The organism is Micromonospora sp. URMC 107 (assembly GCF_051386315.1).
Classification (GTDB): domain Bacteria; phylum Actinomycetota; class Actinomycetes; order Mycobacteriales; family Micromonosporaceae; genus Micromonospora.
Genome location: NZ_JBPQTK010000105.1, coordinates 1 through 22,156, shown reverse-complemented (window position 1 = coordinate 22,156; position 22,156 = coordinate 1). Strand labels below are relative to the sequence as shown.

Below are 22,156 nucleotides of genomic sequence, written 5' to 3'. Positions count from 1 at the left end.
CCCCCGTGCCCCGTCGCCCCGGTCCGCCGCGCCCCCTTGCGCCGCGCGGCCGACTACGCTCGACGTGACGGGGGACCGGGTCGGGCGAGCGAAGCGGGTAGGTCGATGAGCGTAAGACGGATCATGGGCACCGAGGTCGAGTACGGCATCTCCGTTCCCGGCCAGGCCGGGGCCAACCCCATGGTCACCTCCTCCCAGGTGGTCAACGCCTACGGGGCGCGTCCGGAACTCAACCGGGGTGGCCGCGCCCGCTGGGACTACGAGGAGGAGTCGCCGCTGCGGGACGCGCGCGGCTTCACCTACTCCGGCGCCGCGTACGACCCGGCCGAGGCACTCGCCGACGAGGACCTCGGGCTGGCCAACGTGATACTCACCAACGGGGCGAGGCTCTACGTCGACCACGCGCATCCGGAATACTCCACCCCCGAGGTGACCAACCCGCTGGACGTGGTGCGCTGGGACAAGGCGGGGGAGCGGGTGATGGCCGAGGCGGCCCGCCGCGCCGCCACCATCCCCGGCACCCAGCCGATCCACCTCTACAAGAACAACACCGACAACAAGGGCGCCAGCTACGGCTCGCACGAGAACTACCTGATGCGACGCCAGACGCCGTTCGCCGACATCGTCGCGTACCTGACGCCGTTCTTCGTGACCCGGCAGATCGTCTGCGGCGCCGGCCGGGTCGGCATCGGCCAGGACGGCGGGCAGAGCGGCTTCCAGATCTCCCAGCGTGCGGACTTTTTCGAGGTCGAGGTCGGCCTGGAGACCACCCTCAAGCGGCCGATCATCAACACCCGCGACGAGCCGCACGCCGACGCCGACAAGTACCGCCGGCTGCACGTCATCATCGGCGACGCGAACCTGTCGGAGATCTCCACGTACCTCAAGGTCGGCACGACGGCCCTGATCCTCACGATGATCGAGGAGAAGGCGCTCGGCGCCGACCTCGGCATCGCCGACCCGGTCAGCGAGCTGCGCGCCGTCAGCCACGACCCGTCCCTGTCGCACCGCATGCGGCTGCGCGACGGGCGACGGCTGACCGCCCTGGACGTGCAGTGGGCCTACTACGAGCGGGTCCGGTCCTTCGTGGACGACCGCTACGGCGCCGACGCCGACGAGCAGACCCTCGACGTGCTCGCCCGCTGGGAGCGCGTGCTCGACCGGCTGGGCCGCGACGTCATGCTCTGCGCCGACGAGCTGGACTGGGTGGCCAAGCTGCGGCTGCTGGAGGGCTACCGGGAGCGGGAGCAGCTCGGCTGGGGCTCGCACAAGCTTCAGCTGGTCGACCTCCAGTACTCCGACGTACGCCCGGAGAAGGGCCTCTACCACCGGCTGGTCTCCCGGGGCGCGATGAAGACGCTGCTCGACGACGAGCAGACCCGTACCGCGATGACCGAGCCGCCGGAGGACACCCGGGCCTACTTCCGCGGCCGCTGCCTGGCCCAGTACGCCTCCGAGGTGGTCGCGGCCAGCTGGGACTCGGTCATCTTCGACGTCGGCCGGGAGTCGCTGGTGCGGGTGCCGATGATGGAGCCGGAGCGCGGCACCCGCAAGCACGTGGGCGCGCTCTTCGACCGCTGCCCCAGCGCGAAGGACCTGTTGGAGACCCTCACCGGCGGCTGAGGCGTCGTCGACGGATTCCCGCCGTGCGCCGAAGCCGGCGCGCGGCGGGCTTTTCGTCGCCTCCGCGAGGTAAGTTGATCGCAGGCGATCGTGGAGGAGGCAGCAATGGCCACTCGTGACAGCGGCGGGCAGTCGCAGTCGGGCAAGTCGCGTCAGGGCGAGGAGATCGAGGACGTCACCACCGAGGCGAACCCGGAGGTGGCGGAGCGGCACGCCGAGATCACCGAGGACGTCGACGACCTGCTCGACGAGATCGACTCCGTCCTCGAGGAGAACGCCGAGGAATTCGTGCGCGGCTATGTCCAGAAAGGGGGGGAGTGATACTGTATGCCCGATTCGCCTCAAGCGTCGGGCAAGGTATGCCCCCAGTGTGACCGATTGCTGCCCGCCGCCGAGTTCCACCGCAACCGGCGACGGGCGGACGGGCTCGCCTACTACTGCAAGTCGTGTGCGGCGGCTCGCTCGACGGCGAGCCGCCGCAGGCGTGGCATCGGGCCGCAGAAGCGGTCGGCCACCCCGGTCGGCGAAGGGCTCAAGTGGTGCCCGGACTGCGACCAGGTCAAGCCGGTCGACGAGTTTCCGCGCACCACCAAGAGCAGCGGCCGGCACAGCTACTGCAAGCCCTGCCACAACGCGCGTGGCAGGGAGACCGCTCAGCGCCTGTACGGCGGCACGCGCGAGTACCACCTGCGGCGGCGCTACGGCGTCGGGGAGAAGGAGTTCCAGGAGCTCCTGGCCGAGCAGGGCGGGGTCTGCGCGATCTGTGGCACACCGGACCCGCAACATCTGGACCACGACCATCGCACCGGGTGGGTGCGCGGGATATTGTGCTTCAACTGCAACGGTGGTCTCGGCCAGTTCCGTGACGATCAGTCGCGGCTGGCCGGGGCGATCACATATCTGAGAGGAACCACGTGGCAGCGGGTTTTGATCCATCCGGGCGTCTACCAGATGTGTTCACCAACGCGGGGACGTCCTCCTTCACCTCGTTCCTGAGCAAGGTGGCCCCCGAGATGCTGCCCGGCCGCCGGCCACTGCCGCCGGGTATGGCCGCCGACATGGCGCCGCACGCGACGACCATCGTGGCCATCTCGGCCGCCGGCGGCGTCGTGATGGCCGGCGACCGGCGGGCCACCATGGGCAACCTGATCGCCCAGCGCGACATCGAGAAGGTGCACCCGGCCGACGCTTACTCCCTGGTCGGCATCGCCGGCACGGCGGGGATCGGCATCGAGCTGATGCGACTGTTCCAGGTGGAGCTGGAGCACTACGAGAAGATCGAGGGCGCGATGCTCTCGCTCGACGGCAAGGCCAACCGGCTCGCCTCGATGATCCGCGGCAACCTGGGCGCCGCGATGCAGGGTCTCGCGGTGATCCCGCTCTTCGCCGGCTACGACCTGGCCGCGAAGGACCCGGCGCGGGCCGGCCGCATCTTCAGCTTCGACGTCACCGGCGGCCCCTACGAGGAGACCGGCTACGACGCGATCGGCTCCGGCTCGCTCTTCGCCCGGTCGGCGCTGAAGAAGCGCTTCCAGCCGGGGCTCTCCATCGACGAGGCGGTCCGGCTCGCGGTCGAGGCGCTCTACGACGCGGCCGACGACGACACCGCGACGGGCGGCCCGGACCTGATCCGGCGGATCTACCCGGTGGTCATGACGGCGACGGCGGAGGGCACCCACCGGCTCACCGACGAGGAGATGTCGGCGATCGCCGAGAGCGTGGTCTCCGGCCGGATGGAGAACCCGGGCGGTTGATCCGCTCCCGCCCGCACCAGTCAGCAGCCGTCAGCACAGCGCCCTAAGGAGAACCGCCGCCGTGGCCATGCAGTTCTACGCCTCGCCCGAGCAGATCATGCGCGACCGCTCCGAGCTGGCCCGCAAGGGCATCGCCCGGGGCCGCAGCGCGGTGGTCCTGAGCTACGAGGGCGGGGTGCTCTTCGTCGCCGAGAACCTCTCCAGCGCCCTGCACAAGGTCAGTGAGATCTACGACCGGATCGGCTTCGCGGCCGTCGGCCGCTACAACGAGTTCGAGAACCTGCGCCGCGCCGGCGTGCGGATGGCCGACCTCAACGGCCTGAGCTACGACCGGCGCGACGTCACCGGCCGGGCCCTGGCGAACGCGTTCGCGCAGACCCTGGGCGCCATCTTCACCGAGCAGTCGAAGCCGTTCGAGGTGGAGATCTGCGTGGCCGAGGTCGGCACCACCGCCGAGGACGACGAGCTCTACCGGCTCACCTACGACGGCTCCGTCAACGACGAGCCGGGCCGGATGGCGATGGGTGGGCAGGCCGAGGCGATCACCGGCGTGCTGAAGTCGCACCACCGCCCGGACATGTCGCTGGGCGAGGCGGTGAAGGTCGCGATGCAGGCGCTGAGCAGCGTCGGGGGAGAGGGCGGCGCCGCCCGGACCATCGCCGCCAACCAGTTGGAGGTGGCGGTCCTGGACCGGCGCCGGGTGGGGCGGACGTTCCGCCGCATCACCGGGGCCGCGTTGACCGCGCTGCTCGATGGCGACAAGGCCGCCGAGGAGCCGGTGTCGGCCCGCCCCGAGGCGCCGACCTCCCCGACCGAGGAGGCGAAGAAGCCCACCACGTCGGCCGGCTCGGCGGACCTGGAGGGCCAGGAGACCCCCGAGGCGTAACGGAGCACGTCCCGAGCGGGCGGCCACGCGTTCCCGGACGCCTGGCCGCCCGCTCCGTCGTGTGCCGGCGTTCCCGGGGCCGTCGCAGGCCGGCTCACGCGGCCTCCGCCGCTCCCGGGCCCCCCGGGTGAGAGCGCGCCCGGGTCCGGGACGCCGAGCGTCCACCTGGGACGCGGCGGCGAACGCGGCCGCCGCGCGGCGGCCGGTCATGCGCTCACCGGGCGGCGCGCGGCGGTGTGCGGGGGTGGGCCGACGGGCGCCCCGGGTGAGACGGGCGCGGTGTGCGCTGCCCATCTGGGGCCTCGGGCGGCTAATGTCTCATCATGGAGCGGCGAATCTTCGGCCTCGAGACCGAGTACGGCGTCACCTGCACCTACCGTGGGCAGCGGCGGCTGTCCCCCGACGAGGTCGCCCGGTACCTCTTCCGCCGCGTGGTGTCGTGGGGCCGGTCGAGCAACGTTTTCCTGCGCAACGGCGCCCGGCTCTACCTGGACGTCGGTTCGCACCCGGAGTACGCCACCCCGGAGTGCGACTCGGTGGTGGACCTGGTCGCGCACGACCGGGCCGGTGAGCGGATCCTGGAGGGTCTGCTCGTCGACGCGGAGAAGCGGCTGCACGACGAGGGCATCGCGGGCGAGATCTACCTGTTCAAGAACAACACCGACTCGGCCGGCAACTCGTACGGCTGCCACGAGAACTACCTCGTGTCGCGGCACGGGGAGTTCGGCCGCCTGGCCGACGTGCTGATCCCCTTCCTGGTCACCCGGCAGTTGATCTGCGGGGCGGGCAAGGTGCTGCAGACGCCGCGCGGGGCGGTCTACTGCCTCTCGCAGCGCGCCGAGCACATCTGGGAGGGCGTCTCGTCGGCGACGACCCGGAGCCGGCCGATCATCAACACCCGCGACGAACCGCACGCGGACGCGGAGCGCTACCGCCGGCTGCACGTCATCGTCGGCGACTCCAACATGAACGAGGTCACCACGCTGCTCAAGGTCGGCACCGCCGACATCGTGCTGCGGATGATCGAGGCCGGGGTGGTGATGCGCGACCTGACGCTGGAGAACCCGATCCGGGCGATCCGTGAGGTGTCGCACGACATCACCGGGCGGCGCAAGGTGCGGCTGTCCTCCGGCAAGGAGGTCAGCGCGCTGGAGATCCAGCAGGAATACCTGGCCAAGGCGACCGAGTTCGTGGAGCGGCGCGGCGGCGACCAGACCGCCAAGCGGGTGGTGGAGCTGTGGGGCCGGGTGCTGCGCGCGGTGGAGACCGGCGACCTGGAGCCGGTGTCCCGGGAGATCGACTGGGTGACCAAGCTGCGGCTCATCGAGCGCTACCAGCGCAAGCACGACCTGCCGCTGTCGCACCCGCGGGTAGCCCAGATGGACCTCGCCTACCACGACCTGCGCCGGGGCCGGGGCCTCTACGGGCTGCTGGAGCGGCGCGGCGAGGTGGACCGGGTGGCGACCGACCCGGAGATCTTCGAGGCCAAGGAGACCCCGCCGCAGACGACCCGGGCGCGGTTGCGCGGGGAGTTCATCCGGCACGCCCAGGAGAAGCGGCGCGACTTCACCGTCGACTGGGTGCACCTGAAGCTCAACGACCAGGCGCAGCGCACCGTGCTCTGCAAGGACCCGTTCCGGGCGTACGACGAGCGGGTGGAGCGGCTGATCGCCAGCATGTGACGGCGACGCCGGCCCGGTGCGGTGCTGACCGCCGTCCGGGCCGGCGGGGCCGGTAGGCTGACCGCGCCATGACGACTTCCGAACCTCCCGAGAGCGGCCGCCAGCGACAGAACTGGGCCGAGCGCCGTCGCGAGAAGATCCGCGCCGAGATCGAGCGCAACCGCCGCGGCGAGTACACGGTGCCCACCTGGGTGCTGGCGCTCGCGCTGGTGCTGATCGTGGGCGCCTGGCTGGCCCTGATCTTCCTGGCCTGAGCCGCCCTGACGCGACGTCCCGCCGGTCCGGCGAGGCCGCAACCTCGAAGTTGCGCCGGCCCCGGCGAAGCTGGAACCGTCATGCCCGTTGGGCAGTTCCGGTGGCCGGCCGCGCATGCCGCGGTCGCGGCAGGGAGGGTGACGGCATGGCGCACATCGACCTCGGTCTCGACGAGCGGGCGCATCCAGGCATCAACGGCCCGATGCGGTTCCGCCCCGAGACGGCCAAGCCGCTCAACGAGCTGGCGGAGACGCTGCTGCGCGCCCCGCACCCGACGCTGAGCCCCGGCGAGCGGGAACTGATCGCGGCGTACGTGTCGGGGCTGAACGAGTGCCGGTTCTGCTGCGCGTCGCACTCGGCGTTCGCGGCGGCGCAGCTCCCCCTGGGCATGCGGCTGGTCGACCAGGTCCGTGCCGATCCGACGACGGCCGAGGTCAGCGACAAGCTGCGGGCGCTGCTGGAGATCGCCGGCGCCGTGCAGCGCAGCGGCCGGGACGTGACGGCGGAGCTGGTCAAGGCCGCGCGCTCCGCCGGCGCGACGGACCTGGAGATCCACGACACGGTCCTGATCGCGGCGGCGTTCTGCATGTTCAACCGGTACGTCGACGGGTTGGGCACGCTGGCCCCGGAGGACCCGGCGGTGTACGAGATGACCGCGGAACACATCGTGCGCTACGGCTACGGCGCGAGCTGACCGAGCGCCGCCGGGCGTTCCACCCGGCCGGGTCCGACCCGCCGGCGGGCGCCGCGCCCGCGCCGGACGGCCGGGCGGCCGGGGCGGGTCAGGCGAGCAGGCGTGCGGCGTGCCGGCCGGCCGCGGCGGCGGCCAGGAAGTAGGCGTGGTCGGCGTCGAGGCCCCGGCCCATGGTGGACAGCGGCACCGGCGCGGCCCGCAGCGCGGCGTCGAGCCCGTCGGTCGGGACCCGGACGAGGGTGTGCCGCGCCGCGAGGGGCGCCAGCGCCGCGTCGACCTCGTCGGCCAGCGCCGGGGCCAGGCCGTCGGGCACGACCAGCTCGGCGGGGGCGAGGGCCACCCGGCCGTACGCGGTGAGGCTGTGGTGCGACACGCCCCGGTGCCGGGGCCGGGGGTCGGCGTCGGAGATCCGCAGCGACCCGACCGGGCGCCCGCCCAGCGTGGCGACGGCGTTGACGGCCTCGCCGACCGCCACCCCGGAGAAGCCCCACCGGGTGCCGGTGCCCAGGTTGCCCGGCCCCTGGGCGGCGACGACGACGTCGGCGCGCAGCACGTGCCGGGCGGCCAGCAGCCCGCTGTGCACGGTGCTCGCCTCCAGGTCCCCGCCGAACGCCTGGCCGACGGTGACCGTGCCGACGAGGTGGTCGCGCAGCCCGGCGAGGGTGCGGGAGAACCAGGCCGGCAGTGCCCCGCCGTCGGTCAGCAGGTACGCCACCCGGGCGGCGGGGGCATCGGCGTGGATGCCGGCCAGGATCGCCGGCAGCGCGGAGTGCAGGTCGGCGGTGACGACGGGCAGGCCGGCCAGGTCGTCGGCGGCGGCCATCACCTCCCGGTGCGGGGACGCCTCCTCGTCGACGCCGAGCAGGATCGGCTGCAGCGGGGTGTAGCGGGCCTTGACCAGGTGGCCGGCGTCGCGGGTGTCGAGGGCCTGCGGCGGGTCCGGCGGTAGCCGGTCGGGTAGCGCCACGACCAGGGCGTACCCGCCGGTGCCGAGGCCCATCAGCAGCGCGCCCGCGTTGAGCAGCACCCGGTCGCCGGGCTCGGGCCGGCCGACGAGCGCGGGGTAGGCCAGGGCGCGTACGGTGCCGCCGTCGGGCAGGTCGACGTCCAGTTCCACCGCCCCGCTCCACTGCCGTCGCAGCGCCGTCACCGTTCCCGACCGCCATCGCACCATGCCCGGCACGCTAGCGCGCCGCCCCGCCCGGGCGCGCCCGGGGCGGCGCGCCCGGACGGCGGTCAGCCGCCGGGAGTCCGACCCCGGGTCGTCGCGGGGGCCGGCGGTGCCGGTCGGGTCGAGGAAGACAGGACCGACAGCGTCGGCACCATCGTGGTGGCGGAGGGCCGCCGACCAGGCCGAGCTGCGGCTCACCGCCCGCCACCCGGCCGTCCGCTACCACCTCCGGCTGGGTCACCACGTGACCGTAGGGTCGTCGGCGACGGGCCGCCCGGCGACCGGTTCACCGGCCGGCCGCGACGCGGCGCACGTCCTGCCCGCGTGGGTGCACGGGCGCGGCGGGCGGACTGCTAGCGTCTACCGCGTGTCGCGGACCCGCACCGAACGCCTGGTCAACCTGGTTATCTGCCTGCTCTCCACGCGACGGTTCCTGACCGCCGCGCAGATCGCCGCGACCGTGCCCGGCTACGAGCACGATCCGGACGACGCGCGTGACCACGAGGCCTTCCAGCGCAAGTTCGAGCGGGACAAGGCCGAGCTGCGCGAGCTGGGCGTGCCGCTGGAGACCGGGACGGCGAGCGTCTTCGACGCCGAGCCCGGTTACCGGATCGCCCACCGGGAGTACGCGCTGCCCGACATCCCCCTCGAACCGGACGAGGCCGCCGCGGTCGGCATCGCCGCCCGGCTGTGGCAGCACGCCGGCCTGGCCGCCGCCGCCTCCTCCGGGCTGGCGAAGCTGCGCGCCGCCGGCGTCGACGTGGACCCGCAGGCCACGCTGGGCCTGGAGCCGATGGTCACGGTGGACCCGGCGTTCGCTCCGCTCACCGCGGCGGCCCGGGACCGGCGCGAGGTCAGCTTCGACTACCGGGTGCCCGACCGCGACGACCCCACCCGTCGCCGCTTGCAGCCGTGGGGCGTGGTCTGCTGGCGGGGCCGCTGGTACGTGGTCGGGCACGACCTCGAACGCGAGGCGACCCGCTGCTTCCGGCTGTCCCGGGTGGTCGGCACGGTCCGGGCGACCGGCGCTCCCGGGGGCTACGAGCCGCCGGCCGGGGTCGACCTGATCAGCCACGTGGCCCGCTGGTCGGGGCCGGCGGAGCGCACCGGGCGGGCCACCGTGCTGGTCGCCGCCGGCCGCGCCGCCGGGCTGCGCCGCTGGGCCGTCGGCGTCAGCGCCGGGCCCGACGGCGACCGGCTCGTCCTGCCCTACGCCGACGCGGACGTCCTCGCCGGCCAGCTCGTCGGCTACGGCCCGGACGTGCGGGTGCTCGATCCGCCGGAGGTGCGCGACGCGGTCATCCAGCGGCTCAAGGAGATCGCCGCCCGGCACGACGACCTCGCGGTCGCCGGGGGTGTCCGGTGACCCGGCCGGCCGCCCGGGGCGGCTCCCGCGCGTCGGCCGACCGGCTGGCCCGGCTGCTGAACCTGGTGCCCTACCTGCTGGCCCGGCCCGGCATCGAGCTGGCCGAGGCGGCCGGTGACCTGGGCGTCACCGAGCGGCAGCTGCGCGAGGACCTGGAGCTGCTGTGGGTGTGCGGGTTGCCCGGCTACGGCCCGGGTGACCTGATCGACATGGCGTTCGACGGCGACCGGGTGACGATCACCTACGACGCCGGCATCGACCGGCCGCTGCGGCTCACCCCGGACGAGGCCCTCGCGTTGGTGGTGGCGCTGCGGATGCTCGCCGAGATGCCCGGGGTGACCAACCGGGAGGCCGTCGAGCGGGCCCTCGCCAAGATCGAGCACGCGGCCGGTGACCTGGTGGCGGCGCCGGTCGAGGTCCGGCTGCCCGCCGACACGCACCGGGTGGAGCAGCTGCGGACGGCCGTCGAGAGCGGCCGGGCCCTGCGCATCACCTACTACACGGCCGCCCGCGACGAGACCACCGACCGCGTCGTCGACCCGCTGCGGATGCTGATGGTCGGCGGGCGGGCGTACGTGGAGGCGTGGTGCCGGCGGGCGGAGGCGGTGCGGCTGTTCCGGGCCGACCGCATCGACGCGGTCGCCGAGCTGGACGAGCGGGCGGCGGTGCCGCCGCAGGCCCGCCCGCACGACCTCACCGAGGGCGTGTTCCGCCCGTCGCCGGACCTGCCGCTGATCACCCTGCGGATCGGTCGGGGCGAGCGGTGGCTCACCGAGTACTACCCGTGCGAGCGGATCGAGGCCGGCGGCGGCGACCACTGGCTGGTCTCGCTGCGCGTGACCGACCTGGGCTGGGCCCGCCGGTTCGTGCTCGGTCTGGGCCCGGACGTGACCGTGGTCGCCCCGGCCGAGCTGGCCGAGCAGGTCCGGGCCGCGGCGGTCGCCGCTCTCGACGCGTACGCCTCGCCGCCGCCGGCCGCGCCACCCGCGGCCCGTGGGCGGGCCGGACACGCCGCGGGCGGTGTCCCCGGCCGACCCGGCGGTGACCGCCGGCACGCAGTAGGCTGGCCGCCGTGGTGAAGTGGATCGTGCTCGCGGTGGTGCTGTTCGCGCTCGTCGTGTTCGTCCTGGCCCTGCGGCCGGTGCTGGCGCGGTTGCCCCGGCTGCGTCGCGCGGCCGTGGCCCTGCAACGGCGTGCGACCGAGGCGGAGGCGCTGCGGGAGACCGCCGAGACCCTCCAGGCGCGGGCCGAGGCCCTCCAGGAGCAGCTCGACACCACCCAGCGGCGGCTGGCCGTGATCAAGGCCAAGCGCGGCGGCTGATCGGTCGGTGCCCGGTCCCTGCGCGAACCGGTCCGGTTGCGCGCAGGAACGATCCGTCGGCAGATGGTTGACGGGACGTCCCGCGTTGGTCAAGACTTCACCGGCCGGGGGCGAACCAGCACCACCCGGCGGGTGGCAGCGGCCGTCGGCGGACGTACGATGGGCTGCGGTACACCCCCACACGACGACACAGAGCGACTGGAGCTTCCCATGGGTGCCCTCAAGCCGTGGCACATCGCCGTACTCGTGGTCGTGCTGATCCTGCTCTTCGGCGCGAAGCGCCTCCCGGACGCGGCCCGTTCGCTGGGCCGTTCGCTGCGGATCATCAAGGCCGAGACCAAGAGCCTGCACGACGACGACCGCGACCTCGCCGAGAAGGCCGACGCGCAGTCCGCCTACCAGCCGCTCCCGCCGCAGACCGTCCAGGGCCAGCCGTACGCGCCGCCGCCTCCCGGGCAGCAGCCGCACGTCGCCCCGCAGCAGCAGCCGTACGCACCCCCGGTCAACGACCCGGTGCAGCGCGTCCGCGACAACTGACCGAAGGGCCCGAGACCCGTGGCCTTCGCCCTCAAGAAGCGCGGCCCGAGCAACTTCGAGCGGGCCGCCGACGGCTCGATGACGCTCATCGAGCACATCCGCGAGCTGCGCACCCGGTTGTTCCGGGCCTCCCTGGCGATCGCGGTCGGGCTGATCGGCGGCTTTCTGCTCGCCCAGCCGGCGTTCAACCTGCTCAAGCAGCCGTACTGCCGGCTTCCCGGCATGGTGGTCGACGGTGAGTGCCAGAACTTCCTGATGCTCGCGCCCGCGGACGGCTTCGTCCTCAAGCTGAAGCTGGCGCTCTGGATCGGGTTGATCATCGGTGCGCCGGTCTGGCTCTACCAGCTCTGGGCGTTCATCGCGCCCGGCCTGCACCGCCACGAGCGCAAGTGGGCGTACCTCTTCGTGGCGATCGCGGCGCCCCTGTTCGCCGCCGGCGCCGTGCTGGCCTACTTCGTGGTGGACAAGGGCCTGGCCTTCCTGCTGGAGGCCGGGGTCACCGGCACCGACTCCCAGCTGGAGGTGACCCGGTACATCTCCTTCGTCACCAACATGATCCTGCTCTTCGGGGTGGCGTTCGAGTTCCCCCTCACCCTGCTGATGCTGAACTTCACCGGGGTGGTGAGCGCCCGCCGGCTGCTCAGCTGGTGGCGGGCCGTGGTCTTCATCTGCTTCGCGTTCGCGGCGGTGGCCACCCCCGATCCCGGGCCGTTCGGCATGACCCTGCTGGCGCTCTGCCTGTCGCTGCTCTACTTCGTCGCCGTCGGGGTGGCGTTCCTCAACGACAGGCGGAAGGGACGCGGCAAGGAGATCTACGCCGGCATCGACGACGACGAGGTGTCGCCGCTGACGTTCGACCCCGAGCCGGTGGAGGCCGGGCCGCGGGTGGACGCCAGCGCGCCGATCGTCGCCCCGGAGCCGGTCGCCGCGCCGGCGCCGATCGACCGGCGCTACGACGACATGACCTGACCGGCCGGTCGTTCCCCGCGACGAACGGCAACAAGCCCTCCCTCGCCGGGGGGCTTGTTGCCGTTCGCGGGCAGGTGCCGGGCCGAGGTGGTCGTCGCACCGGGCGGGCCGCCGCGGGTGGTGCCGCCCCGCGGGTCGTGCGGGCGGTGTGCCACTTCCTTAACGCACGTCGGGTCAGGCGTCAGCACCCAGTCGGCAATCCGTCATGAGGCACTCAGGAGCTGCAATCGGGTAAGCAGATCTTTACGATGTGTCGACGTGTCCGACGAGGGAGGTCGCTGTCCAGTGCGTCGCCCGACGGTTCGTCGTCCACCTCTCGCCGCGCCGGAGGTCACCTCCCCGCCGCGGCGGCCCGGGACGCCCCTCGCCCGGTTCGTCCGGCCGCGGACAGCCGCCGCGGGGCCCGGCGTCCCCGGCGTCGCCCTGCCCGGCCCCCGGGCCGCCGTCCCGGACCGGGCCGGCGTCGCCCTGACCGGACGGAGCGGCGTCCCGGACGCCTCCGGCCCACCAGGTTCCCCCACCGCCCCGGCGGTGACCGTGCCCCACGCCGGCGTGGCCTCCTGGACGGGGGCCGACGGCGGGTCGCCACCCGCACCGGCGGCCCAGGGTGACCGGTCTCCCGGGGTCAGTGCCCGCCCCGGCTGAGTGCCCGGCGGCCCGCCGCCCGCCCGGCCCTCTGGCCGCAGCGTTGCCCCCTGACCGCCGGTCGTCGCGGCCGGGAACCCAGTCGTTTCGCCTGCCGTCCGGCCGGCCCGCTCGGTCCCGTCAACGGGACCGGTCGCCGCCCCCGTACCCCCCAGATCGGAGCCACGCGTTGATCCGCGTCGTCGTTGTCGAGGAGATGGGCCTGCTGCGCACCGCGCTGTGCGCGGCACTGTCGAGTGAGGAGGACATCGAGGTCGTCGCCGAGGTGACCGGGGCGGTGGAGCTGGCCGCCCTGGTGCGTCGGCACCGGCCGGACGTGGTGCTGGTGGACCTGGCGCCGGACGCCCCGCACCCGGTCGAGGCCGTCGCCGAGATCACCGAGGCGATGCCCGACACGGCCGTGCTGGCGATGGGTCGCCGGTGGAGCCAGCAGATCGTCGGGGACCTGCTGGCCGCCGGCGTACGGGGCCTGGTCGGCAAGGACGCGTCCCTGGAGGCGCTCGTCGACGCCGTCCGGGAACTCGCCGCCGGGGGGAAGGTCATCGACGCGGCCGCCGCCGTGTCGGCGCTGCGCCCCGGCTCGGGCCCGTTGACGCGCCGGGAGGTGGAGGTGCTGCGGGTGGCCGCGGAGGGCCTGCCGCTCAAGGAGATCGCCAACCGGCTCTACCTGGCGCACGGGACGGTGCGCAACCACCTGTCGGCGATCATGCGCAAGACCGGTGCCCGCAACCGGATGGAGGCGGTGTGGCGCGCCCGGCGCGACGGCTGGATGTGAGCCGTCCGGGCGCGGGCCGTCGGTGCTCGCGGCGTGCCGGCGCGGCCCCACCGTCCGGCGTGGACGGTGATGGTCCGCTCACCGAGCGGAACCGATCGGGACGTGTTTGAATTCTGACGGTCCGTGATCTGTCTGACGACGCTCCGGAGGGTCAACGGTGATCCGTACCCTGCTCGCTCTCGACGGTGCCCTGGTCCGTGGCGCCCTGTCGCTCGTCCTCGCCGCCGAGGCGGACATCAGTGTGGTGGCGGAACTGGACCGGGGCGACGCGCTCCCGCCGGCGGTGCGGGCGCAGCGCCCCGACGTCGCGGTCGTCGACCTCGACCTCGTCGGCGAGGCGGGCGTGGCGGGGCAGTGCCCGGTGCTGGTGCTCGCCGACCGGCGCCGGGCGCGCAGCCTGCACCGGGTCTTCGTGCCGGGGCGCACCGTCGGGATCCTCGGCAGCGACGTCTCTCCGCACCGGGTGGTCGACGGCATCCGGCGGCTGGCGCGGCGCGAGTCGGTGGTCGACGCCGACCTGGTGATGGCGGCGCTGAGCCGGGACAGCCCGCTGACCTCACGGGAGACGGAGATCCTCGACCTGACCGCGGCCGGGGCGCCGGTCGTGGAGGTCGCCCGGGCGCTCGGGCTCGCTCCGGGGACCGTGCGCAACCACCTGGGCCGGATAGCCCGCAAGGCGGGCGCGCGCACGAGGGTGGAGGCGGTGCGGGTCGCCCGCGAGGCCGGCTGGATCTGACGACCCCTTCCGGCCCCGGCAGGTCCTCACGGCCGGCCGAGTGGCACGCGGGCCGGTGGCGCCAGATCCTCCCAGTGCCCGACCAGCTCCCGGTACGTGGGCGAGCGGGTCAGCAGGTCGTCGTGGGTGCCGACGAGCGGCCGGTCGCCGTCGAACACCAGCACCCGGCGGGCCCGGGTCGCCGAGCTGATCCGGTGGGCGATCACCACCAGGGTGCCGGGGCGGCGGGCGAAGGCGTGCTCGACGGTCGCCTCCAGGGTCGGGTCCAGGTGACACGTCGCCTCGTCGAGGATCACCAGCGGCGCCGGGGCGAGGTAGGCGCGGACCGCGGCGACGAGCTGGCGCTCCCCGGCGGAGAGGGCCGCGGGGTCGAGTGCGGCGTCGAGGCCCCCGAGGCGGGCCACCAGGGGACCGGCGCCGAGAGCGTGCACGGCGGCCAGGACGGTCGCGTCGTCGGCCCCGGTGCGCAGATAGCGGAGGTTGTCGCCGACGGAGCCGGTGCGCACGTACGCCTCCTGCGGCACCAGCACCCGCATCCGGGCCAGCGCCTCCGGCGGCGTGCCGGCGACCGGCACGCCGGCCAGGTGGACCGCGCCGGACTCCGGCGGCACGAGCCCGGCGACCAGCGCGGCCAGGGTGGACTTGCCTGCCCCGCTCGGACCCACCACGGCCAGATGATCGCCGGCCGGCACCGTCAGGGTGAGGCCGGCCAGGACGGGACGGGCGTGCGGGCCGTACCGGAAGGTCAGCCCCCGCAGCGCGACCGCCGGCGGATCGACGACGGCGGCGGGCCACGGCGCCGGGCCGGTGCCGACCGCCGCGGCGACGGGCGACGGCGCGGCGGCGGAGACCGGGGACGGCGGGACGGCGGGCGGCCGGGGGTCGGTGTCGGCGGGCGGGCTGGTGCGCAGGATCCGGCCCAGGGTGACGGCGTAGCGCAGGCCGCCGCCGCCGACGCCCTGCACGACCGCGTGCAGGGCGGGTTGCAGCCCGGTGGTGACGTAGAGCAGGGCGCCCAGCACGGCCCCGGCGCTGAGCCCCTGCCGGACCAGCCACGGCGCGGCCAGCACCAGCACCACCACGGGCAGCCAACCACCCACCCCGAGGCTGAGGCTGCGCAGCGCCGCCATCCGGGCCAGCGTCCGCTCCGCGTCCGCCTGCGCCGTCACCCGCCGGCCCACCTCCGACACCACGCGCTCCTGCGCGCCGCAGGCGACGACGTCGCGGTGCCCGGCCAGCGCGGCCGCCGCCGACCGGCCGAGCCGCTCGCCGGCGGTGACCTGCGCCCGCTGGTGCGCCACCATGGCCGGCAGCGACGCCCCGAACACGACCAGCCCCGCCACCAGCGGGGCCGCCACCGCGCCCGCCAGCAGCGGGGCCAGGGCGAGCAGGCCGAGCAGCGCCGCGCCGGCGGTGAACAGGAACCCGCGGACCACCAGCACCAGCCCGCCGAAGGTGTCCCGGACCACCTCGACCTGGTGGGTCAGCCGGGCCACGGTGGCGCTGTCCGCCCGGCCGCCGGCCCGGGTGGCGTCCCGCAGCGCCCCCTGCACCACGCGGGTGGCCAACTCGTCGCGGAACGGTTCCACCACGGCCCCGAGGCTGCGGTACACCTGCCCGGTGGCCGCCGCGCCGACCAGCACGGCCGCGGCGAGCCCGGCCAGCCAGGCCAGGCCGGTGGCGAACTCGCCGGCCAGGAAACCCCGGTCGACGGCGCGGGCCACGAGCACCCCGCCCAGCAGCGCCGGCAGGGCCTCGACCGCCGACCAGGCGGCCAGCCGGCCCAGCGCCCGGCGGCGGGCACGCAGCGCCGTCCAGGTGGTGCGGCGCACGCCGGGGCCGCTCATCGGGCCTCCCCGCCGGGCGCGAAGACCGCCCGGTAGGCCGGGTCGGCCCAGAGCTGCCGGTGCGGCGCCACGGCCCGCAACCGCCCGCCGTCGAGCCACGCCACCAGGTCGGCCGCCGCCGCCGTCGTGGCGCGGTGGGTCACCACCAGCCGGGTACGCCCGCCGGCGCCAGCGGCGACCGCCCGGGCGATCCGGTGTTCGGTGGCGGTGTCCAGGCTGGACGTGGCGTCGTCGAGGACGAGCAGCCGCTCGGCGGGGAACGCGCGGGCCAGCCCGAGGCGCTGCGTCTCGCCGCCGGAGAACGGCGCGTCCGCCAGCCGGGTGCGGAAGCCCTCGGGCAGCCGGGCGACGACGTCGGCGACCTGCGCCGCCCGCGCGGCGGCCAGCACCGCCGGGGTGGCCGGGGCCGCGTCGGCGGGCGGTCGCGCCGCGTCGGCGGGCAGCCCCAGCCCGACGGCGTCGTGCACCGTCTCGCCGACCAGGACGGGCCGGTCGAAGGCGTGGCCGACGGCCCGGCGCAGCGCGGACGGACTGAGCCGGCGCAGCGGCACCCCGTCCAGCAGCACCTCGCCGGTGTCGGGGTCGTGCAGCCGGCCGGCCACCGCGGCGAGGGTCGACTTGCCGGCGCCGGAGCGCCCGACGACGGCGACCGTGGCGCCCGCCGGGACGGTCAGGTCGATCCCGTCGAGGACCGGCCGCCCGTCCTCGGCGCGTACGCCGACCCCGTGCAGGCGCAGTTCCCCCCGACCGGGCGGCAGCGGCGCCGCGCCGTCGGGGCGTGCCGGGTGGGCCAGCGGTTCGGCGATCCGGCCGGCCGCCGCGCGGCTGCGGACCAGCCGGTGCAGCGTGGCGAGCACCGCGCCCAGCCCGGCGCCGAGGGCCGCGTACTGCACGGCGGCGACGAGCTGGCCGGGGCTGAGCCAGCCGACGGTCAGCGCGTACCCGCCGACGGCCACGACGGCCACCTGGAGCAGCGGCCCCACGGCGGCGGTGCGGGCGCTCGCCCGGGCCAGCAGCCGCCAGCCGGCCAGGCCGTACCCGCGCAGTTGCGGCAGGGCCGCCAGCACCCGGTCGCGTTCCCGGTCGACGGTCGCGGCGGCGGCGATGGTGCGGGCGCCGCCCAGTGCCTCCAGCAGCCGGCCGGCGATCACGCCCAGCACCCGCTGGTAGCCGGCGACGGCGGCGGAGGCGTCGGTGACGAAGGCGCGCATGAGCACTGCGAGCAGGGCCAGCCCGGCGAGGAGGGTGACGCCGAGCAGCGGTTCGAGGAGGGTGAGCGCCACGACGCTGCCGACCGGGGGGAGCAGCGCGACGACCCCCAGGACCACGGCGGTGCCGGCCTGTCCGGCGTCGGCGGCCTGCGCGGCGAGGCGGCTGACCAGGTCGCCCACCGGATAGCGGCGGACGGTGCGTACGTCGCAGGCGAACAGGTGGCGCAGCAGGCGTCGGCGCAGCCGCGCGGTGGCCCGGGCCGCGCCGTACCCGCTGGCCACGTCGGTGAGGATGTCGGTGGTCATGAGGACGGCGATCAGGCCGCAGGCGGCGGCCGGCCACCGGACGGATCCGTCGCCGCCGACGGCGGCGTCGACCGCGAGCCCGAGGACGGCGGGCAGGGCGAGTTCGGCGGCGGCGCCGGCGAGCGCGACCGCGCCGAGCAGGACCGTCCAGCCGCCGCCGTCGCGGACCACCCGCCGCAGCAGCCGGTCGGAGCCGGTCGGCGTCCGCATCGGTCCTCCCGCAGAAGACGTGCGGCCCTGGGCGGACACGTCCATCCGCCCAGGGCCTCGCGTGATGACCTGATCAGTTGCAGGTCGTGACGGACAGCGAGCTGTCGCCACAGAGCAGCAGGCTCGCCTGGCTGCCGCCGCCGGTGCGGTCGGCGGGGGCCATCTCCATGCCCTGAAGGTCGAGAAGCGCCATGTCGATCATCTCCTTCTGTGCTGGTCGGTCGGGTGGCCGTGCCCTGCATGTCGCCGGTGAAGGCGTTCGGATCAGTTGCAGGTCGTGACGGACAGCGAGCTGTCGCCGCAGAGCAGCAGGCTCGCCTGGCTGCCGCCGCCCGTGCGGTCGGCGGGGGCCATCTCGAGGCCCTGGAGGTCCAGAAGCGCCATGTCGTGTCACCTCCTTCCGTGCTGGTCGGTCGGGTCGGTCGCCCTCGCCGAGGCGAGGGAGTCGGGGGCGCCCGTCAGAGGCGCGAGGAACGGCAGGCTCACCGGACCGTCGGGCCGCGCGGCGGCCAGGGCCAGCAGCACGCCGGCGGTGCCGGTGCCGAGGTCCATGGACAGCCGCAGCAGCTGCTCGCCCGGGAAGGCCGTCCCGTCGCCGTAGGGCAGGGCGTGCCACGCCAGCCGGGCGACCTGCTCGTCGCGTTCGCGGCAGCGCTGCGGGTCGGCGGGGTCCGCCGCGAGGTAGGACACGATGCCGGCGCGTCCGGCGAAGAGGCCCGCCTGGGCGTAGAACGGGGACCGGGCGGCGCGGCGCACACCGGCGCTGGCCTCCGCGAACCGCTCGTCGGCGCGGTGCAGCAGGTACTGGTCGAGCACGAGCCCGATCCCGACGCTGCCCTGCCCGAGGTAGGGCATGGTGCGCCAGCCCTCGTTGACGTGCAGCGCGCCGTCGGGGCGTACCACGCAGCGGCGCAGGTCCTGGCGCAGGGCCGTGGCGGCATGGTCCAGCAGGGCCTCCTCGCCGGTCAGCTCGTGCAGCCGCACCAGCAGCAGCGCCGGCCCGGTCCGGCCACGCAGCAGCCCGGCGTACGGGTTCCTCCCGCCGCTGATGTCCGGGCCCGGGTCGTCGGCCAGCTGGTCGACGACCCGCTCGGCGGCCCGCCAGGCCGCGTCGCGCAGGGCCGTCTCGCCGGTGCGCCCGGCCAGCTCGGCCAGGTTGAGCGCGATCCCGGACAGGCCGCGCGCCAGGCTGTGGTCGAGGCCGTCCAGCGGCTGGCGCAGGCAGATGTCGAGCACGTCGAGGGCGTCCTGCCGGCGACCGAGCAGCTCCAGGGCGTACGCGACGCCGTGCAGGCCGTCGTAGAAGCCGCACCGGGTGCCGGAGGCGGGCGCCGTGGCGCGGCGGACCAGCCACTGCTCGTGTTCCGGCCACCGTCCGGCGCCGCTGACGTGCAGGGCGTACAGGACGCCGGCCGCGCCGTGGGCGAGGTTGAGCCCGCCGCTGCGGAACTGCTCGATGTCACCGGGGAAGAGCCGGTCGTCCCGCTCGGGTGTCGCGCTGGCGAGGATCGCCCGGGCGATCCGGTCGCGGTGGGCCGGTCCGACGTCGACGGTGAGGTCGGGTGCCGGCTCGGCGTCCGCCGGGGCGGGGCCGGTGATCTCCCGTACGGAGGCGTCGAGGAGGTCCCTCGGCACCGGGAACTCATCGGCGATCACGTCGGCGAGGTGCGCGGCCTTGGCCGGCGCCAGGCGGAACAGCTGGGTCAGCGGCAGGAACAGCGCCAGCCGCAGGCAGGCCAGGGCGTACCGGTCGACGGCGGGACCGGAGCGGTCCCCGGGCGCGGCGAAGCCCTGGTTGCGCAGGCCCGGCCGGCGGTGGCCGTCGATCGGCGCGGCGACCTCGAAGTCGACGAGCGCGATCCGGTCGTCCGGGCGGACCATGACGTTGAACAGGTGCAGGTCGCCGTAGACCAGGCCGCGGTCGTGGATCGCCGTGACGACCTCCTCGACCTGCCGGTGCACGTCCATCGCCCACCGGGTGTAGTCGGCGCGCTCGGCGTCCGTGGTCTCGGCGTCGATCAGCGGGTACCGGTCGACCAGGACCTTGTTGAGCGGACGGCCCTCGATGAACTCCAGCGCGAGGAACCGGTGCTCGCCGAGGGTGAACTCGTCGTACACCCGGGGGACCTGCGGCAGGTCGGCGAGCCGGCGGAGCGCGTCGGCCTCCCGGGCCAGGCGGGCGACCGCGTCGGCGCCGTCGGCGTCGAGCCCGGCGTGCGGCCGGGCCTCCTTGAGCACGACCTGGGTGTCGGTCCGCACGTCCCGGCCGACGTAGAGGCCGCCGCCGTTGGAGAAGTGGATGACCTTCTCGATGCGGTACGGCACCTCGTCGGTGCTGGTGGCGTTGCGGGCGGCCAGGTGCGGGCCGAGGAAGTCGGGCAGCGTCACCCAGGACGGCACGTGGAAGACGGGATCGCGGCGGTCGGGCACCAGCGTGCCCGTATCGTCCTCGATCGCCGGGACCACCTGGCCGTCGGGGGAGTGGCAGTAGCGGGCGGCGAAGCCGCCGTAGCGGACGTGCACCGGGCCGGCGCCGTGGCGCAGGTCGCTGAGGATGTACGGGCCGGGCTCGCCGGCGAGCAGCTCGTCGAGCTCCTTGCAGACCAGCTCCAGCTCGGCGTCGTCGCGGGGGTAGACGGTGACGAACTTCCCGCTGGCCGCCCGGGAGGCGTACTTCGAGTTGCGCAGCAGCAGGGTGCGCGGGCCGCGGAGGAACTTGAAGGACAGTCCACGCGGGACGCAGTACTCCCAGACGGTGTCCAGCACCCGCTCCGCGTTGTCCAGCGTCGCCGACACGTGGATCTTCCAGCCCTGCTGGGGCAGCGTGCCGCCCTCCGGGGCGTAGATCAGCCAGTCGTCGAGCGGCTCGGAGCGCCAGCCGTCGGGGACGGGCCGCCGCGCCGCCGCGAAGGTGGGCTGCTCGACCGCGCTGCCGAGCGAGTCGTAGAAGAGCCGGTCGGCGGCGCAGTAGCTGTCGTAGCGCTCGTCCACCGTGACCACTCCCTCCGCTGTTCGGTCGATGCCTTCGTCCTGCTGACGGATACGAGTCTGTCCGTTCGGGCCATGGCGGTTCCAGTGCGTTCAGTCATGACGACGAATGCGTGCCGCACGGTCGGCCGTGACAAAAGTCAGGTGCGCCCGGGTGGGCGGCGCTCCGCCGGCGGGTCGCCGGCCGCGCGGGCCGGCGGTGCGCCCCGCCGTGCCGGTGGCGGTACGGTGCTCGCCGTGACCGCAGACGATCACCCCTCCGTCGCCCCCGACGGGCCCGTCGCCGTGCTGGCCAACCCGACCGCCGGCCGGGGCCGGCACCGAGGGCTGCTGCCGCAGGTCCTGCACCGGCTCGCGGCCGCCGGCCGGCCGGTACGCCCGTTGCACGCGCGCACCGCCGACGAGGCCGAGGCGGCCTGTCGGGCGGCGGTGCGGGACGGCGTGTCGGCCCTGGTCGCGGTCGGCGGCGACGGGACGGTGCACCGCGCGGTGCAGGCGGTCGCCGGGACGGGCGTCCCGTTCGGTCCGGTGCCCGGCGGCACCGGCAACGACTTCGCCGCCGACACCGGCTTCCCGGCCGACCCGCTCGCGGCCGTCGACGTGATCGCGGCGGCCCTGCGCGACGGCCGCGCCCGCCCGGTGGACCTGGCGCGGATGACGGGGGCCGACGGCACGGGACGGTGGTACGGGGCGGTGCTCGCGGCGGGCTTCGACGCGATCGTCAACGAGCGCGCCAACCGGATGCGCTGGCCGGGCGGCCCGCGCCGCTACGACCTGGCGATCCTGGTGGAACTGGCCCGGCTGCGCCCGCGCCGCTACACGTTGCGGCTCGACGGGGTGCCGCACGAGGTGGACGCCGTGCTGGTAGCGGTGGGCAACTGCGCCAGCTACGGCGGCGGCATGCGGATCTGTCCGGACGCGGACCCGACCGACGGCCTGCTCGACGTGGTGGTGGGTGGCCGGTTCGACCGGCGCACCCTGATGCGGGTGAAGCCGCGAATCTACCGGGGCACCCACGTGACGCACCCGCTGGTGCGCAGCTACCGCGCCCGCGTGGTGGAGTTGAGCGCCGAGGGCATCACCACGTACGCCGACGGCGAGCGCGCCCTGGCCACCGACTCGGCCGCCGCCCGGGCCACCTCCCGGACCGACCGTCCGATCCGGCACGCCGTGGCGCTGC

The 22,156-nt window shown here is 75.0% G+C and carries 22 protein-coding genes; 16 read left to right on the top strand and 6 right to left on the bottom strand.

Annotation, left to right across the window (positions count from 1 at the left end):
* The first annotated feature begins 105 nt into the window (after positions 1-105).
* The 8 genes from dop (at position 106) to ACSNN9_RS21545 (ending at position 6,894) form a co-directional block, all read left to right on the top strand.
* Positions 106-1,623, top strand: a complete 1,518-nt coding sequence (dop, locus tag ACSNN9_RS21580; RefSeq protein ID WP_436675093.1) for a depupylase/deamidase Dop — start codon at positions 106-108, stop codon at positions 1,621-1,623.
* A gap of 105 nt (positions 1,624-1,728) precedes the next feature.
* Positions 1,729-1,944, top strand: a complete 216-nt coding sequence (locus tag ACSNN9_RS21575) for a ubiquitin-like protein Pup (protein WP_088993750.1) — start codon at positions 1,729-1,731, stop codon at positions 1,942-1,944.
* 57 nt (positions 1,945-2,001) lie between these two features.
* Entirely contained in the window at positions 2,002-2,619 is a 618-nt protein-coding gene (locus tag ACSNN9_RS21570) for an endonuclease domain-containing protein (RefSeq protein WP_358084145.1), read from the top strand.
* Positions 2,538-3,377 (top strand): proteasome subunit beta, encoded by an 840-nt coding sequence (gene prcB / locus ACSNN9_RS21565; RefSeq protein ID WP_192581475.1) that lies wholly within the window; start codon positions 2,538-2,540, stop codon positions 3,375-3,377. The genes ACSNN9_RS21570 and prcB overlap by 82 nt, the downstream gene beginning before the upstream one ends.
* 61 nt (positions 3,378-3,438) lie before the next feature.
* The gene (prcA, locus tag ACSNN9_RS21560) at positions 3,439-4,263 is read left to right on the top strand and encodes a proteasome subunit alpha (RefSeq protein ID WP_358084148.1); all 825 of its coding nucleotides are present in this window, start codon (positions 3,439-3,441) and stop codon (positions 4,261-4,263) included.
* 323 nt (positions 4,264-4,586) lie between these two features.
* Positions 4,587-5,945: a Pup--protein ligase gene (pafA, locus tag ACSNN9_RS21555; RefSeq protein ID WP_357881540.1), complete on the top strand. Its 1,359-nt coding sequence runs from the start codon at positions 4,587-4,589 to the stop codon at positions 5,943-5,945.
* A 68-nt stretch (positions 5,946-6,013) separates the two neighbouring features.
* A complete protein-coding gene (locus ACSNN9_RS21550; protein WP_357881543.1) occupies positions 6,014-6,199 on the top strand; it encodes a hypothetical protein in 186 nt (61 codons plus the stop codon).
* Positions 6,200-6,345: 146 nt separating this feature from the next.
* Positions 6,346-6,894 (top strand): carboxymuconolactone decarboxylase family protein, encoded by a 549-nt coding sequence (locus ACSNN9_RS21545; protein WP_436675092.1) that lies wholly within the window; start codon positions 6,346-6,348, stop codon positions 6,892-6,894.
* An 88-nt stretch (positions 6,895-6,982) separates the two neighbouring features.
* Here the strand turns inward: ACSNN9_RS21545 and ACSNN9_RS21540 are convergent, their stop codons facing one another.
* A complete protein-coding gene (locus ACSNN9_RS21540) occupies positions 6,983-8,068 on the bottom strand; it encodes a DUF3866 family protein (protein WP_436675091.1) in 1,086 nt (361 codons plus the stop codon).
* Positions 8,069-8,432: 364 nt separating this feature from the next.
* On the opposite strand from ACSNN9_RS21540, the gene ACSNN9_RS21535 reads away from it, so the two are divergent.
* The 7 genes from ACSNN9_RS21535 (at position 8,433) to ACSNN9_RS21505 (ending at position 14,414) form a co-directional block, all read left to right on the top strand.
* Positions 8,433-9,431, top strand: a complete 999-nt coding sequence (locus ACSNN9_RS21535) for a helix-turn-helix transcriptional regulator (RefSeq protein WP_436675090.1) — start codon at positions 8,433-8,435, stop codon at positions 9,429-9,431.
* Positions 9,428-10,510, top strand: coding sequence for a helix-turn-helix transcriptional regulator (locus ACSNN9_RS21530; protein ID WP_436675089.1), 1,083 nt, complete (start codon positions 9,428-9,430; stop codon positions 10,508-10,510). Before ACSNN9_RS21535 ends, ACSNN9_RS21530 begins: the two co-directional genes overlap by 4 nt.
* Entirely contained in the window at positions 10,504-10,752 is a 249-nt protein-coding gene (locus ACSNN9_RS21525; RefSeq protein WP_393168444.1) for a hypothetical protein, read from the top strand. The genes ACSNN9_RS21530 and ACSNN9_RS21525 overlap by 7 nt, the downstream gene beginning before the upstream one ends.
* Before the next feature lie 210 nt (positions 10,753-10,962).
* Positions 10,963-11,289 carry a Sec-independent protein translocase subunit TatA gene (gene tatA / locus ACSNN9_RS21520; RefSeq protein WP_436675088.1) on the top strand — a complete coding sequence of 109 codons (327 nt, stop codon included), beginning with the start codon at positions 10,963-10,965 and terminating at the stop codon, positions 11,287-11,289.
* An 18-nt stretch (positions 11,290-11,307) separates the two neighbouring features.
* Complete coding sequence (gene tatC, locus ACSNN9_RS21515) at positions 11,308-12,258, top strand: twin-arginine translocase subunit TatC (RefSeq protein ID WP_436675087.1); 951 nt, start codon at positions 11,308-11,310, stop codon at positions 12,256-12,258.
* A gap of 814 nt (positions 12,259-13,072) precedes the next feature.
* Positions 13,073-13,678, top strand: coding sequence for a response regulator transcription factor (locus ACSNN9_RS21510; RefSeq protein ID WP_436675086.1), 606 nt, complete (start codon positions 13,073-13,075; stop codon positions 13,676-13,678).
* Positions 13,679-13,835: 157 nt separating this feature from the next.
* The gene (locus ACSNN9_RS21505) at positions 13,836-14,414 is read left to right on the top strand and encodes a response regulator transcription factor (protein ID WP_436675085.1); all 579 of its coding nucleotides are present in this window, start codon (positions 13,836-13,838) and stop codon (positions 14,412-14,414) included.
* A gap of 26 nt (positions 14,415-14,440) precedes the next feature.
* Here the strand turns inward: ACSNN9_RS21505 and ACSNN9_RS21500 are convergent, their stop codons facing one another.
* From ACSNN9_RS21500 to lanKC, 5 genes are all read right to left on the bottom strand, one after another.
* The gene (locus ACSNN9_RS21500) at positions 14,441-16,261 is read right to left on the bottom strand and encodes an ATP-binding cassette domain-containing protein (protein ID WP_436675084.1); all 1,821 of its coding nucleotides are present in this window, start codon (positions 16,259-16,261) and stop codon (positions 14,441-14,443) included.
* The gene (locus ACSNN9_RS21495) at positions 16,258-17,988 is read right to left on the bottom strand and encodes an ATP-binding cassette domain-containing protein (protein ID WP_436675083.1); all 1,731 of its coding nucleotides are present in this window, start codon (positions 17,986-17,988) and stop codon (positions 16,258-16,260) included. Before ACSNN9_RS21495 ends, ACSNN9_RS21500 begins: the two co-directional genes overlap by 4 nt.
* A gap of 73 nt (positions 17,989-18,061) precedes the next feature.
* Entirely contained in the window at positions 18,062-18,190 is a 129-nt protein-coding gene (locus tag ACSNN9_RS21490; RefSeq protein ID WP_436675082.1) for a SapB/AmfS family lanthipeptide, read from the bottom strand.
* Between the two features lie 62 nt (positions 18,191-18,252).
* Entirely contained in the window at positions 18,253-18,372 is a 120-nt protein-coding gene (locus ACSNN9_RS21485; protein ID WP_210837191.1) for a SapB/AmfS family lanthipeptide, read from the bottom strand.
* A gap of 6 nt (positions 18,373-18,378) precedes the next feature.
* Positions 18,379-20,979: a class III lanthionine synthetase LanKC gene (lanKC, locus tag ACSNN9_RS21480; RefSeq protein ID WP_436675081.1), complete on the bottom strand. Its 2,601-nt coding sequence runs from the start codon at positions 20,977-20,979 to the stop codon at positions 18,379-18,381.
* A gap of 225 nt (positions 20,980-21,204) precedes the next feature.
* Between lanKC and ACSNN9_RS21475 the strand changes: the two genes are divergently transcribed.
* Positions 21,205-22,156 (top strand): diacylglycerol kinase family protein (locus ACSNN9_RS21475; RefSeq protein WP_436675080.1); only part of this gene is annotated, 952 nt, incomplete at its 3' end.

Coding starts and splice junctions, on each gene's coding strand:
- dop (WP_436675093.1), top strand. CDS start 106: ATGAGCGTAAGACGGATCATGGGCACCGAGGTCGAGTACGGCATCTCC.
- ACSNN9_RS21575 (WP_088993750.1), top strand. CDS start 1,729: ATGGCCACTCGTGACAGCGGCGGGCAGTCGCAGTCGGGCAAGTCGCGT.
- pafA (WP_357881540.1), top strand. CDS start 4,587: ATGGAGCGGCGAATCTTCGGCCTCGAGACCGAGTACGGCGTCACCTGC.
- ACSNN9_RS21550 (WP_357881543.1), top strand. CDS start 6,014: ATGACGACTTCCGAACCTCCCGAGAGCGGCCGCCAGCGACAGAACTGG.
- ACSNN9_RS21545 (WP_436675092.1), top strand. CDS start 6,346: ATGGCGCACATCGACCTCGGTCTCGACGAGCGGGCGCATCCAGGCATC.
- ACSNN9_RS21540 (WP_436675091.1), bottom strand. CDS start 8,068: ATGGTGCGATGGCGGTCGGGAACGGTGACGGCGCTGCGACGGCAGTGG.
- tatA (WP_436675088.1), top strand. CDS start 10,963: ATGGGTGCCCTCAAGCCGTGGCACATCGCCGTACTCGTGGTCGTGCTG.
- ACSNN9_RS21500 (WP_436675084.1), bottom strand. CDS start 16,261: ATGAGCGGCCCCGGCGTGCGCCGCACCACCTGGACGGCGCTGCGTGCC.
- ACSNN9_RS21495 (WP_436675083.1), bottom strand. CDS start 17,988: ATGCGGACGCCGACCGGCTCCGACCGGCTGCTGCGGCGGGTGGTCCGC.
- ACSNN9_RS21490 (WP_436675082.1), bottom strand. CDS start 18,190: ATGATCGACATGGCGCTTCTCGACCTTCAGGGCATGGAGATGGCCCCC.
- ACSNN9_RS21485 (WP_210837191.1), bottom strand. CDS start 18,372: ATGGCGCTTCTGGACCTCCAGGGCCTCGAGATGGCCCCCGCCGACCGC.